Origin of the sequence: Brevibacillus nitrificans, assembly GCF_003710965.1 — a bacterium.
Classification (GTDB): domain Bacteria; phylum Bacillota; class Bacilli; order Brevibacillales; family Brevibacillaceae; genus Brevibacillus; species Brevibacillus centrosporus.
In genome coordinates, this window is sequence record NZ_RHHU01000003.1 from 1 (window position 1) to 12,399 (window position 12,399).

Consider the following 12,399-nt stretch of genomic DNA (forward strand, 5'->3'; position numbering starts at 1 on the left):
GGCACGGGCGAAGGAAAAGGCGGCAAAAATGGTGGAAACGGTGGTACTGGTCCTGGGAACAACGGAAACAACGGTGGAAATGGAAAGGATAACGGAGGAAATAACGGCAACAACGGCAACAACGGAGCAGACAAAGGGAAATACAATGGAGATTCCGGCGAAGACGACGGAAACGGAAACGACTAAACAGCCTTCATGGCAAAACGCTTCTTCTTATCATGAGAAGAAGCGTTTTCCTGTGTTGTTAGGGAGTGGTCGTCAAATCGAGATCCCAACGTTCCTCGATCATTTGCGTACGGCTCCACTCGTCGTTTGGTTTTTCTTCCGTTCGTACAAATTGATATTTCGTGTAAAGGGATCGAGCAGCGGCCAGCGAGGATACGGTCCATAAGTACACATGCTTGTAATTTTGCTCCACGCAGAAGCGAAGGGCCGTTTCCATGAGCTTTTTCCCCAAACCAATGTCTTGAAAGGGTTCATCTAAAATGAACCAGCGCAGCTGGGCGACTGTGTCCTCAGCCTTCGTAATGGCGATTGAGCCGGCGATCTGACCATTCACTTCCGCAATCCAGAGCTGTCCTCCCTCCGAATCGTAAAGGAATTCGGTCAGTCCTTTCATGACGTAATATTCAAATATTTTTCCAAACTGATAGTTTTGGCTGTAGTATCTCCCATGCAAATAGGCGACGTAGCCAACATCTCCGGGCTGAAAAGGACGAACGGCTACGGTTACATGCGACGGCTGTTCTTTCGTATAAATGGATTCTATCGTCTCCATGGAAGAGACGAGCTTTGTCAAATCCGTTTCAGGGATGTTCTGGATCATCTTGTCGACACCGCGATTGGCGCGATCCACCAGCTCCTCGAAAACGCCGTTTCCCTTCTCCGTGAGAAAGAGGGCATATTGCCGTTTGTCATCGAGGGACTGCTTTTTGAGAATCAGCTGTTCCTCTTCGAAGCGCTGAAGGATTCGACTCATGTATCCCCGGTCTACCCCCAGCTTTTCACGAATTTCTGTTGCCGTGCATCCAGGGCTATAGTGAATTTCGGAAATGACCCTTGCTTCCGTGAGCGGAAAAGACGGATTGTAAATTTCTTGATCAATTTTCCCGAGCACGTTCGCATAATAACGGTTGAACTTCCTTATTTTTTCGACATACTGAATGGACTCCATAGGGTCCCCTCCCTCAAGGTAGGAAAGATTTGCTACCAAAAGTATACGCCCATTAGTTGACTGAGGCAACTACAAAATTGACTCAGTCAACTAAATCGTGGGTTGGCTCTATCGTCCAGGTACTGCTACAAAGCTCACTTTCTTTTCCTGTTTGAATTTCCATATTCTTCTTGCTGGTTGTTTGTTTTATAATGGAATGGTTGGAGTTGTACATAGTTGGAAAGGGGCAGAAGAAGTGATTGAGCAATGGCTGTACCCCTCCCTCAGGCATGGGGGAGTCAAGGAAACCAGATCCTATCGCATAAGCTCGCTTCTCTACGCAGGTTTCTTTGGTGGCTTGTTACCCGTTCTCGTTTTGGGCACAATGAACGGCCTTTGGCTGCGTGTCTCTAAAAGAACGACTCTTGGAATGCTTCTGGTCGGTCTGATTCTTTTGGCGTCGACTTTTTTCTATACATGGATGACAGGATCTATGCTGGACGCGCTGCTTTTTTCGCGAGTGACCGCGGCGGGGCTTGGGCTTGGCTATCGCTGCGTTTTGAAAAAACGATTTCGCCTTCATTCTGTCGTGCAGGGAGAGTACAGGTCTTTGACGAAGCCAGCCATCGTGCTGTCGATTGTCTCGCTCCCCCTGGAATTCCTGCTTCTGCGCACGGGGGAGGTCTATTTCTATGGCGATGTGGTCCGCTAAAGAGATCGTCCTATGGCAAGAAGCTGTTTATTATTACGAGCTCGGAAAGTACGAACAAGCGAAGCGTAAATTTCTTCAGGTGCTATTACGCGAGCCAGCGGATGAAATCGCGTTGTATTACGCAGCCTCCTGCGCCTTTTACCTCGAAGAGATTGAGGAAGCAGAGGCGTACGCAAAGGCAGCCGTGAAATCCGGCACACAAAAAGAAATCTGCTTTGCATTGCTCGGGGCGATCTGTATCGAGAAAAAGGCGTATGTAGAAGCCGAGGAGTGGCTGCTGGCAACGTTGCATGAGAATCCGAAAAATGCAGGAGTGATGGCACAATACGCGTACCTGATGCTCCAGACCGGTTACGAAGAAAAAGCGAAACACCTCCTTGCGCATGCCCAATATCTGGGGCATGATGATGAGACAGTCCTGCATTATCAATACTTTTTTCAGCGGGCATACGAACAGCCGATGGAGCAGGAAGAAACGATTCGCAGTTACGTTAGAGTAGCGGGCAATCGGGTAGACAAGCTGGTAAAGCTCGGACTTCTGGCTTTGGATCAGGAGGCGTATCGGGAAGCGCGGGCCTATTTTACCCAAGCCTATCGAATGAACCCGTTGGATGAGCATTTGGTTCAAGTATTAGAGCGGCTGGATAAGCTCATTCATCCCATGAATTGGCCAGAGCGCATCCTGCTAAAAACGGGAGGACCGTCTGTCTGGTGGATCATGCTGATTCTTTGCCTATATATCCTTGCAAAGCTGCATTGGTACTCCAGTCTCATGGCTGTCGGGATTTTTGCCATACTCGTATGCGGTTACTTCTGGTTCTCACCTTTTCTGTACAAATGGACATGCAAAATGGCACGCAGAGGATGAAACAAATGAAGATAGACATTTTGAAAAATATGATCGGCAACGAACCGAAAAATGCCTCAGCGTGGTTCTTGCTGGGATTGGAATATACAGAGCAAGGAGAGAGGGGAGAGGCACTGCTGGCCTTTACGCAGGCGTTGGCTTACGGGGACGAGGGTCTAAAGGATCAGATCGTGATCGAGCTAAACAAGCTGAGTACACAAATGCCAAAGCGCAGCTCGGGAAAAGCCAATGACGGTGGAACAAGTACACAGGCGCCTGTAAAATCCAGCGTCACCATGCGCGTCATTGAGGGGGGGAAAAATAAAAAGGGAGAGAGCCATGTCACCGTGCTCGACAAAGCGGCTCGCTTCCTGGATGTAGGAGGGCTGCACGATGTGAAGGAAGCCATCCGGATGAAAATGGTTCAGCCTTTTTTGACACCAGAATTATACGACCGGTACGGGATTCGTGCAGGCGGCGGTGTCCTGCTATACGGCCCCCCTGGTTGTGGGAAGACTTTTTTGGGAAAAGCAACCGCAGGTGAATGTCAGGCAAAGCTGTTTCACGTACAAGTGGCAGATATCTTACATACGCACGTGGGTGCAAGCGAACAGAACATCCGAGCCCTGTTTGATTCAGCACGGCAGCAGAAGCCAGCAGTGCTCTTTTTGGACGAGATGGATGCCATCGGGTACCATCGTGGGAAAGCATCGTCACCCTGGATGAGAGGGATCATCGATCAGCTCTTGTCTGAGATGGACAGAGCGAGCATGCGTGCAGATCGGCTCTTGGTGATGGGGGCAACCAACATGCCATGGGATGTAGACCCTGCGTTTCATCGTCCGGGCCGCTTTGAGAAAATGGTGTTCGTCGGACCGCCTGACAGAGCAGCGCGGGAGACGATCTTTCAGCTTAAGCTGGATGGCAGACCGGTAGAGCCTCTGGATTATGCCCAGCTGGCGGCCTGGACGGAGCTGTACTCCGGAGCAGATATCGAGTATGTCGTGGAGCTCGCCACGGAGCAAGTGCTGCATGACATCCTGGCAAAAGGAACCGAGCGTCCCATCCGGATGAGCGATCTGCGGGAGTCAATAGCCGCCACTCGTCCTACGACAATTGAATGGCTGCGTACGGCGAAAAACTATGTAAAATACGCCAATGACGAAGGGCTTTACGATGGAGTCGAGCATTTTTTGGCGGAGCAAAAAAGAATATAGCAATGGTAAAAACCGTTCAGGAAGAAATTTTCCCGAACGGTTTTTGTATGTGAACTTTACGTCTTAGAGCATGTGCAAAAGAGGGGAGGTCTTCTCGATGACGTCCCAGGACATCCCGCGTGCTTTCAGTTTGGTTAAAAAGGGGATGGGATCAATCAGCTCAGGCGGAATGCAGCCTGTAGTTGTCAACAGTCCTTCCGCTATCATATCAACAGCCACGACAGGGGGGATACCGGTCTGCCAGATCGTCGCTTGGAACTCCGTTTTGTAAAAGACCTCATCGTGATTGGCGATCGTGTAGACGTAAATATCTTTTCGCTTGTTATCCTTCTTCCCTTTGACAAGAGCTCCTACACTGGAGTATCCGTGTATTTTGCCAGCGAGATCAACTGGCTTGGGCATCGAAGTCACAACGACATCGCGAGGGGCGACACGCACGCCCTTTACCTCGATCTCCTCGTCGCTGTCCAGCCCGAGGTAACGCAAGACCTGCAGCGTATTTACAAAGTCAGGGTGAAGCGCGTATTTGAAATCGACATACTTGCAGCCTTTTGCACGACCGATGGTTTCACCGAGCGTGGTCGGTTCCTCATGCTCTACGTGATAGCAGTCCAGCCACCCGATCGGCTCCGGGAATTCAAACTCTTCCTTGTTGGCAAATGGTGTAGGCAAATACTGCTCGCCTTTTCCTGCCGTCCAATAGTTCGGCTTGGCCAGACATTCCTGGATCGCCGTCTGCGGACTGAAATAGGAGCAAAAGCCGTCATAATCTACTACGGAGTTGTCTCCATCGCGAATGAGGATGGCATCGACCTCATCCAATTGATCTACGGCATAGCGGGCAGCGATATTGGAAAAGCCGGGATCGCAGCCAAGCCCCATGATTCCGAGGATGCCTGCCGCACGAAATTGATCGTTCCATGCCAGTTGCTTGCGCAGCCATTGTGGTCCAGAGGAAGCTGTATCGATGTAATGAGTCTTGGTGTTCAAGCACGCCTTCATGACGTCGAAATTATTTTCTGGCAAACCGATATGAAGCAGCAGGTCGATCTCGTCCAAAATGGCTTGCACACTGGACACATCCCGGGCATCTACTCGTTTGACCAGGATTTCTACATCCGTCTCCCTCCGCAGTTCAGCGGCCAGCTCTTCAGCAGGTCCCGTAGCAATATCTGCCAGAACAAGCTTTTTTACATAGGGTGATTTTATAAGTTCGCACGCACTTACTTGTCCTACTCCGCCTACACCTAAAATTGCGACTCGCATAGAGTCCTCCTCCTAATGGATATCCATCTGCTATCTTCGCATTCGAAACAGCCATTTTTGCAAAAACAGATCAATGGTGGCGGGGCGCACCGAAACCTCCAGGACCGGATCGATGGGTTCACGGGGACGCAGTCGAAGTCTCATGACAAACCTCCTTGGTCAGAAACTAGCGGAGAAAAAGCCTCCTTTCGTACATGTATATGAGGTCCCCCCGACGTCCCATGCGCAAGGAATAACTCAACCAGAGAGGACATGCTACTAGTAGCGGGAAGTGGCTGTCGATTCATCTGGATCCAACAGAAAAAAAGACAAAAATTCGACATTTCTTGACGGGACTACTTGATAACCAGCATGTTTTCTCTAATAATAACGGTGTGAACATGAATCGCAGCTGAGAAAATGATCGAAAGGAGGCGGGATCGTACATGGATTCGATGACCTTTGTGCTGTTTGGTGCTACAGGAGATTTAGCAAAGCGGAAGATTTATCCTGCCTTGTACAATTTGTATCTGGATAAAAAGCTGCCAGCTGTATTTTCTATCGTGGGTGTTGGCAGGAGAGGCTTGTCAGATGAAGAATTTCAATCGAGTGTGGCGGAATCGGTGCGTACCTTCTCGCGGCGCTCTCAGGTGGAAGCGCAGCAGATAAACGCATTTCTCGAAGCCTTTTGCTACTGCTCCGTTGATGTGACGGACCCGAAAGAGTTTCTGCCACTGCAGGAGCGGGTGAAGGAAAGAGAAGCCGCTTTGGACCTACCGGAAAATCGGATGTTTTACTTGTCTGTGGCGCCGGAGTTTTTCGAGGTGATCGCGTCGAACATCAGGGCATCTGGACTGGGAACGACGAAAGGCTGGAAGCGCCTGATTATCGAAAAACCATTTGGGCACGATCTTGCATCCGCCAGACAGCTGAACGAAAAGCTGGGTGCCTCCTTTGAGGAAGAAGAAATTTATCGGATCGACCATTATTTGGGCAAGCCGATGGTACAAAATCTCGAAGCGTTGGAATTTGCCAATCCAGTATTCCAAGCTTTGTGGAACAACCAATATATCGCCAATGTGCAAATTACCGCAGGAGAAACCGTCGGTGTAGAAGAACGGGCTGGGTATTATGACCATACGGGTGCCCTGTTGGATATGGTGCAAAATCACATGCTGCAAATGCTGATGATGACAGCTATGCACCTGCCAAAACGCATAACGGCAAAGGAGATTCGTGGAGAAAAACGAAAAGTAATGGAAGCGGTACGCCCTTTGCGAAAAGAAGAGGTCAGCCAGCATGTGGTTCGCGGACAATACGGAGCAGGAGAGCTGCACGGCAAGCCGGTAGTCGGTTATGTGGACGAGCCTGGAGTCAGCGAGGCATCCAAGACCGATACTTTTGTAGCCGCGCGCGTCTGGATTGACGATCCCTTTTGGCAGGGGGTGCCATTTTACATCCGTACAGGCAAGCGGATGAAGGAAAAATCGACGAGAATCGTCATCGAGTTTAAAAACCCGTTGGAGAAGCTGTACCGCCATCGGCAGGAGAAGCCCGCACCGAACTTACTGATTATCAGCGTGAATCCGGACGAGGGCATTGCTTTGCAGGTCAATAGTAAGAATCCAACCAATAGCGGCAAAATAGAGCCGGTCACCGTAGACTTTTCTGCAGGCACCAAGGATGTGCCGGAAGCCTACGAGCTGCTCTTGTTTGATGCGCTGAGAGGGGATTCGACGTACTTCGCGCACTGGAAAGAGGTCGAGCTGTCCTGGATGTGGGTAGAACCGATTATGGCTGCCTTCCGTGAAGACCTTGTTCCGCTGCACGTGTACCCTGCGGGGATGTACGGACCTGATGCTTCAGCCGAGCTGCTTTTGGCAGACGGATTTCAATGGTGGCTGGACAAAGCCCCGGAGAGGGAACCGATCACGAGCCATTCGTAGGCAATCGCCTGCGCCTGGCGAAAAAAGGAGCGATCTGCGATGCGTTTTGGCGTCATAGGTACCAACTGGATCACCGAGGAGTTCATTCGTTCTGGGAAGGAAGTGGAAGGTTTTTCTCTCACCGCTGTGTACTCTCGCACAGAAGAGCGGGCAAAGGAGTTCGCCGAAATGATGGGCGCTCCCCATCGTTTTACGGATATCAGGGCGATGGCCGAAAGCAAGGAGATCGATGCGGTCTACATCGCCAGCCCAAATTCCTTTCATGCGAGACAAGCGATCCTGTGTATGGAGCATGGACTTCACGTGCTGTGTGAAAAGCCGTTTGCATCAAACGCAAAAGAGGTTAGTGCGATGCTGGCGGCTGCCGAACAAAACGGGGTTCTCCTCATGGAAGCAGTCAAACCGACGTTTGCCCCCAACTTCCGCGCGATCCAGGAGAATCTTCCTAAGCTCGGGAAAATTCGGCGCTATTTCGCAGCGAATTGCCAATACTCCTCGCGCTATGATGCCTTCAAGTCAGGTACCGTGCTCAACGCATTTGACCCTGCCTTTTCAAACGGGGCACTGATGGATATCGGGGTCTACTGTCTGTATCCGCTCGTTGTCCTGTTTGGAAAGCCCGACTCGGTAAAAGCGGAAGCGGTCATGCTCGAATCCGGCGTAGATGGTGAAGGAAGCATCCTCATGAAGTACGAAGATAAAGAGGCTGTGGTCATTTACTCCAAAATTACAGACTCCTATCTGCCAACCGAAATTCAAGGGGAGCTGGCTACGATGGTCATCGACAAAATCAATCACCTGAAAAAGATTGAGATCCGCTACAGGGATGGCAGAGTCGAAGATATCACCCAGGAGCAAACGCCCAAGCTGATGCATTATGAAATCCGAGAGTTCATGGAGCTTGCCAAGCGTGGCGAACGGCAATCCGCGACGAATTCCCATGCAAGCTCGCTGTACACGATGGAAATCATGGACGAAGCGAGAAGACAAATCGGTCTCGTTTATCCGCCAGACCTGCCCGGTGCTGAAGACTAGCACCAAGCTTTTGGAGGTGTCTGTTTGAATTTTCAGATTCGTACGTAGCTTTGGTCCAACCATACTTTGATTTGGAGGATGACATGCATGAAAATGTACGATGTAACGGGTGCTGTTTATGAAGGGATGACGGTCTACAAAAACAAGCCGGAGAAGCAGCCCAGAATCAACCCGGTGACCAATGGATATGTGACCGAATCAAGGATTGAGCTGGATGTACATACAGGAACTCATGTAGATGCTCCTCTGCACATGGTGACGGATGGGGCTACGTTTGAATCTATTTCATTGGAAAAGCTGGTAGGAACCTGCAAAGTACTGGATCTCACCCATGTGCAGGACAGAATCGGACGCGCCGATCTGGAGGCATTTGAGATTGGGGCCGGAGATTTTCTGTTGTTCAAAACGAGAAATTCCTGGGAAGAAGCCTTTGATTTCGAGTTTGTCTTTTTGGCAAAGGATGGAGCGGAATATTTGGCGAATCTCGGTGTGCGAGGCGTAGGGACGGACGCACTGGGGATCGAGCGAAGCCAAGAAGGGCATCCGACCCACAAAACACTGTTTGCCAGCGAGATCATTATCATCGAAGGCTTGCGCTTGAAGGAAGTGCCGCAAGGGGAGTATTTGATGGTTGCGGCTCCGCTCAAGCTAATGGGTACAGACGCCGCACCAGCACGGGTCTTGTTGCTGGATGGGGTCACGATTTCTTAAGGGATAGTCAGCAAGGAGCGTTGGTTGTTTATTTTCGTCCAAAGAAAGAGGGGTAAGAAACATGATCACACGTCCAATGCAAGACGAATACATCGCCTACTACGGCAGGTATATCGATCTCGTGCCAGATGGCGACCTGGTTCAGCTGCTAGCTGCTCACATACAGGAAACGACCAAACAGTATTCGGCACTCACCAAGGAACAGGAGGAGCATCGCTACGCTCCAGGGAAATGGTCAGTAAAAGAAGTGCTGGGACATCTCATCGATACCGAACGAATCATGAGCTATCGACTGCTCCGATTTGCCAGAGCAGATGAAACAGGGCTGGCAGGCTACGACGATGAAGCGTATGTGGCACAGGGCTCGTTTTCATCCCGCTCAGTGAGCGATCTGTTAGAGGAATACCAAGCCGTTCGCCTGGCTACGATTGCCTTGCTTAAAGGCTTGCCGGAAGAGTCCTGGATGCGGAAGGGAACGGCCAATAACAGCGTGATTTCTGTGAGAGCGTTGGCGTTTATCATCGCGGGTCACGAGCTGCATCACCGCAGCATTCTGGTGGAAAGATACGGGGTATAGGCTGTAAGCGGCAATTTTTTAAAGTCAGTGGAATAGCGTGAATTTTTTGTTGACGGATGGGGTGGAATTTCTTAGAATAGTCCTCAATAGCATAAAACGTTCTTATCCAGAGAGGTGGAGGGTCTGGCCCTATGAAGCCCGGCAACCGTCATGCAACAGATGACAAGGTGCCAATTCCTGCGAGACGATGGTCTCGATAGATAAGAAGCGGGTCATTCGTATACGATATTACGAACCTTCTTCTTATCGAGGAAGGTTTTTTATTTTTTGAACTACATAGGATGTTTTCTTATCCAGAGAGGTGGAGGGACTGGCCCTATGAAGCCCGGCAACCGTCATGCAGCAGATGACAAGGTGCCAATTCCTGCAGGATGTCTACGTCCTGCGAGATAAGAAGAAGGGATCGACCAACCAACCTTCTTCTTAACCGAAGAAGGTTTTTTCTTGTTCGGCACTACTACAGATGGGGTGAATGAGATGAGTACAGGGGTCGTAAGAGTAGGGTTGTTGGGTTTGGGAACAGTTGGGGGCGGTGTCATTAAAACCATTCGTTCGCAGCAGGAAAAGCTGGCGTCTCGTCTGGGGAAACGAATCGAGATCGTCAAAGCGCTGGTGCGTGACTCGGAAAAGGAGAGAGCCGTACATTTGGATCGCTCCGTTTTGACCACGGATTTTGAAGACGTGTTGAAAAGCGATGTCGATATTGTCGTTGAAGTCATGGGCGGTGTCGAGCCTACGTACGATTATGTGCGTGCGCTGATCGAGAAAGGCTGTCATGTCGTCACAGCCAATAAAGAGCTGCTCGCAAAACGAGGAACAGAGCTGGTGGACTTGGCGAACAGGCACCAGGTGCATCTGGCCTATGAAGCGAGCGTAGCAGGGGGAATCCCGATTCTGGGGGTCTTGCGCCAATTCCTGCGCACCAATGACATTAGCGGCGTTCGCGGCATCCTCAATGGAACGACCAACTTCATTCTGACAAAAATGGAGCAAGAGCAGCTCTCGTATCAAGAGGTATTGAAGCAGGCTCAGGAGCTCGGCTATGCCGAAGCAGACCCGCGCTCAGATGTGGAGGGCTTCGATGCGATGTACAAATTGTACATCCTCGCGCAATTGGTATATGGCGAATCACTCCCACTGGCAGAAGTAAACCGCAAAGGGATAGCGGATTTGACGGCTGGGCAGATCCGCATCGCAGGTGAGCTCGGCTACCGGATCAAGCTGATCGCGCAAGCAGAGCAAACAGGAGAAGGCATCCGTCTTTCCGTGGAGCCAACCATGCTGCCACTCAGTCATCCTTTGGCACAAATTCAGGACGCGTTTAACGCCGTTCAGCTGTCTGGAAATATTGTCGGGGATCTGCTGTTTACGGGGAGAGGAGCAGGCGAGCTGCCGACAGCGAGTGCAGTCGTGGAAGATTTAGCGTATTTGCTGACCCAGCCATTTACCCCGCATCCTGTATGGAAGGAAAGAGAAGGGGGCGCGGAAACGACGCAAGAGACGGAAGCGAAGTCCTTTTGCTATGTGGAAGGGACTGGACCTGCAGCTACTCCAGATCGGGTTCTTCACTTCTTGCGCTTGGCAGGTGTGGAAGTGCACAAGCTGAAAGTTCAGTTCGACTTGGGGGGAGTCCTGCGCGCTGGCTTGATTACGACGGGCTTCACGGATGAGCATTCCGACCTCCTGCGGTCCGACTTTGGGTTACAGGTGCGATGTTTCCCATTGCTTGGCTCAGTGGAGTAAGATTGCTTCGCCTCATGCAAAAAAAGGCTGTGGAGAAAGCCTCCACAGCCTTTGTCGACTGATTCAAAACCTTATCGCTTGGAACGGATGTATTCCGAAAGCTTCTGCAAGCCCTCACGCAGCATTTCTGTCTCGCAAGCGTAACCGATTCGCAGATAGCCTTCCATATCGAAGCAAATACCGGGAGTCAGGAAGGCGCCTGTTTCCTTCAACAATCCTTCGCAGAAATCGACGGAGGAAATCGGCAAATCATATTTGAGCATCGCGGTGGTACCAGCGCGTGGCTTGACGTACGTAATGGCAGGCTCATTTGCTACCCATTCATCCAAGATTGCCAGATTGTCTTTAATGATTTTTCGATTGCGGGTTAAAATCCGGTCGTAGTTTTTCATGGCATGGACAGCCAAAAGATCATCCAGCATGCCTACGCTGATCGTGGTGTAATCCCGATGCTTGATGCACTCCTCAATTACGTCTTTCGGAGCTGCGATCCAGCCGAGACGCAGTCCTGCCAAGGAAAGAACCTTTGACATGCTGGAAGTGCTGATTCCTTTTTCGTACAGGTCAGCGACAGAAGGGACGACGAGATCATCATCCTGCAGCAGATTGCGGTAGACCTCGTCGCACAGTAGGTAAGCGCCGCAGGAGCGGGCGATTTCCACGATTTGCTCCAAGGTATCTCGCTCCATGAGTGATCCGCTTGGGTTGTTCGGGTTGTTGATGCAGATGAGCTTCGTATTTTCCCGCACGAGCGAGCGCAATTCATCGAGATCCGGCAGGAAGCCGTTTTCTTCCTTCAAATGCAGCAAATCGACGGTGGCACCGAACGATTTTGGTACGTCATAGATTTGCTGATAGGTCGGATGGACGGAAATCACATGGTCGCCAGGCTTTACGAGCGAGTAAAAGACCAGGAAGTTGGCAGCGATCCCGCCATTCATGACGAGCACTTGCTGCGCTTCAACCGTCGTGTACAGCTGGGAAACCAGTGTGCGGAATTCCGGCGAGCCTTCAATATGTCCATACGTCAGTTTTTTAGAAGCGAGGGAACGGAAAAAGTCTTCTGGATTTGTACCGTCCATCGAAATGAGCTCCTCAACCGTCAAGGAATCGACGCAAGTCTCTGCGATATTGTACGTCGCGCTCATCTCGTATTTGTTCATCCAATCCTCTACTGCAAAAAGCTTGATATCCACAATCTTTCCTCCTTTAT

The 12,399-nt window shown here is 50.7% G+C and carries 12 protein-coding genes and 2 riboswitches; of the genes, 9 read left to right on the plus strand and 3 right to left on the minus strand.

What is annotated here, in order from left to right; all coding sequences use genetic code 11:
- On the plus strand, positions 1-186 hold a 186-nt coding region (locus EDM59_RS01885; protein ID WP_183192776.1), incomplete at its 5' end, for a hypothetical protein.
- A 58-nt stretch (positions 187-244) separates the two neighbouring features.
- Here EDM59_RS01885 and EDM59_RS01890 read toward each other — a convergent pair.
- The gene (locus EDM59_RS01890; protein WP_122922090.1) at positions 245-1,174 is read right to left on the minus strand and encodes a bifunctional helix-turn-helix transcriptional regulator/GNAT family N-acetyltransferase; all 930 of its coding nucleotides are present in this window, start codon (positions 1,172-1,174) and stop codon (positions 245-247) included.
- 235 nt (positions 1,175-1,409) lie between these two features.
- Here EDM59_RS01890 and EDM59_RS01895 point away from each other — a divergent pair, with 235 nt between their 5' ends.
- From EDM59_RS01895 to EDM59_RS01905, 3 genes are read left to right on the plus strand one after another with little or no spacing between them, the layout of a single operon-like run.
- Positions 1,410-1,865, plus strand: coding sequence for a hypothetical protein (locus EDM59_RS01895; RefSeq protein ID WP_122922092.1), 456 nt, complete (start codon positions 1,410-1,412; stop codon positions 1,863-1,865).
- Entirely contained in the window at positions 1,846-2,733 is an 888-nt protein-coding gene (locus EDM59_RS01900) for a tetratricopeptide repeat protein (protein ID WP_122922093.1), read from the plus strand. The genes EDM59_RS01895 and EDM59_RS01900 overlap by 20 nt, the downstream gene beginning before the upstream one ends.
- 5 nt (positions 2,734-2,738) lie before the next feature.
- Positions 2,739-3,929, plus strand: a complete 1,191-nt coding sequence (locus EDM59_RS01905) for an ATP-binding protein (protein WP_122922094.1) — start codon at positions 2,739-2,741, stop codon at positions 3,927-3,929.
- Between the two features lie 63 nt (positions 3,930-3,992).
- Here the strand turns inward: EDM59_RS01905 and EDM59_RS01910 are convergent, their stop codons facing one another.
- Complete coding sequence (locus tag EDM59_RS01910; RefSeq protein ID WP_122922095.1) at positions 3,993-5,195, minus strand: saccharopine dehydrogenase family protein; 1,203 nt, start codon at positions 5,193-5,195, stop codon at positions 3,993-3,995.
- Between the two features lie 425 nt (positions 5,196-5,620).
- On the opposite strand from EDM59_RS01910, the gene zwf reads away from it, so the two are divergent.
- The 5 genes from zwf to EDM59_RS01935 all read left to right on the plus strand — a co-directional run bounded on the left by zwf (position 5,621) and on the right by EDM59_RS01935 (position 11,186).
- A complete protein-coding gene (gene zwf / locus EDM59_RS01915) occupies positions 5,621-7,120 on the plus strand; it encodes a glucose-6-phosphate dehydrogenase (protein WP_122922096.1) in 1,500 nt (499 codons plus the stop codon).
- Between the two features lie 39 nt (positions 7,121-7,159).
- Positions 7,160-8,155: a Gfo/Idh/MocA family protein gene (locus EDM59_RS01920; RefSeq protein WP_122922097.1), complete on the plus strand. Its 996-nt coding sequence runs from the start codon at positions 7,160-7,162 to the stop codon at positions 8,153-8,155.
- 87 nt (positions 8,156-8,242) lie between these two features.
- Entirely contained in the window at positions 8,243-8,866 is a 624-nt protein-coding gene (locus tag EDM59_RS01925) for a cyclase family protein (protein ID WP_122922099.1), read from the plus strand.
- Between the two features lie 61 nt (positions 8,867-8,927).
- Positions 8,928-9,443 (plus strand): DinB family protein, encoded by a 516-nt coding sequence (locus tag EDM59_RS01930; protein WP_122922100.1) that lies wholly within the window; start codon positions 8,928-8,930, stop codon positions 9,441-9,443.
- Between the two features lie 99 nt (positions 9,444-9,542).
- A riboswitch (SAM riboswitch) is annotated at positions 9,543-9,650 on the plus strand.
- 79 nt (positions 9,651-9,729) lie between these two features.
- A riboswitch (SAM riboswitch) is annotated at positions 9,730-9,839 on the plus strand.
- An 81-nt stretch (positions 9,840-9,920) separates the two neighbouring features.
- Positions 9,921-11,186 (plus strand): homoserine dehydrogenase, encoded by a 1,266-nt coding sequence (locus EDM59_RS01935; RefSeq protein ID WP_122923342.1) that lies wholly within the window; start codon positions 9,921-9,923, stop codon positions 11,184-11,186.
- A 71-nt stretch (positions 11,187-11,257) separates the two neighbouring features.
- Here EDM59_RS01935 and EDM59_RS01940 read toward each other — a convergent pair whose 3' ends face one another.
- Positions 11,258-12,382 (minus strand): aminotransferase, encoded by a 1,125-nt coding sequence (locus tag EDM59_RS01940; protein ID WP_122922101.1) that lies wholly within the window; start codon positions 12,380-12,382, stop codon positions 11,258-11,260.
- Positions 12,383-12,399 lie beyond the last annotated feature (17 nt).

Bases quoted from the DNA above. Each gene is read 5' to 3' on its own strand.
- EDM59_RS01900 (WP_122922093.1), top strand. From the start codon at position 1,846: ATGGCGATGTGGTCCGCTAAAGAGATCGTCCTATGGCAAGAAGCTGTT.
- EDM59_RS01890 (WP_122922090.1), bottom strand. From the start codon at position 1,174: ATGGAGTCCATTCAGTATGTCGAAAAAATAAGGAAGTTCAACCGTTAT.
- EDM59_RS01930 (WP_122922100.1), top strand. From the start codon at position 8,928: ATGATCACACGTCCAATGCAAGACGAATACATCGCCTACTACGGCAGG.
- EDM59_RS01935 (WP_122923342.1), top strand. From the start codon at position 9,921: ATGAGTACAGGGGTCGTAAGAGTAGGGTTGTTGGGTTTGGGAACAGTT.
- EDM59_RS01910 (WP_122922095.1), bottom strand. From the start codon at position 5,195: ATGCGAGTCGCAATTTTAGGTGTAGGCGGAGTAGGACAAGTAAGTGCG.
- zwf (WP_122922096.1), top strand. From the start codon at position 5,621: ATGGATTCGATGACCTTTGTGCTGTTTGGTGCTACAGGAGATTTAGCA.
- EDM59_RS01905 (WP_122922094.1), top strand. From the start codon at position 2,739: ATGAAGATAGACATTTTGAAAAATATGATCGGCAACGAACCGAAAAAT.
- EDM59_RS01925 (WP_122922099.1), top strand. From the start codon at position 8,243: ATGAAAATGTACGATGTAACGGGTGCTGTTTATGAAGGGATGACGGTC.
- EDM59_RS01920 (WP_122922097.1), top strand. From the start codon at position 7,160: ATGCGTTTTGGCGTCATAGGTACCAACTGGATCACCGAGGAGTTCATT.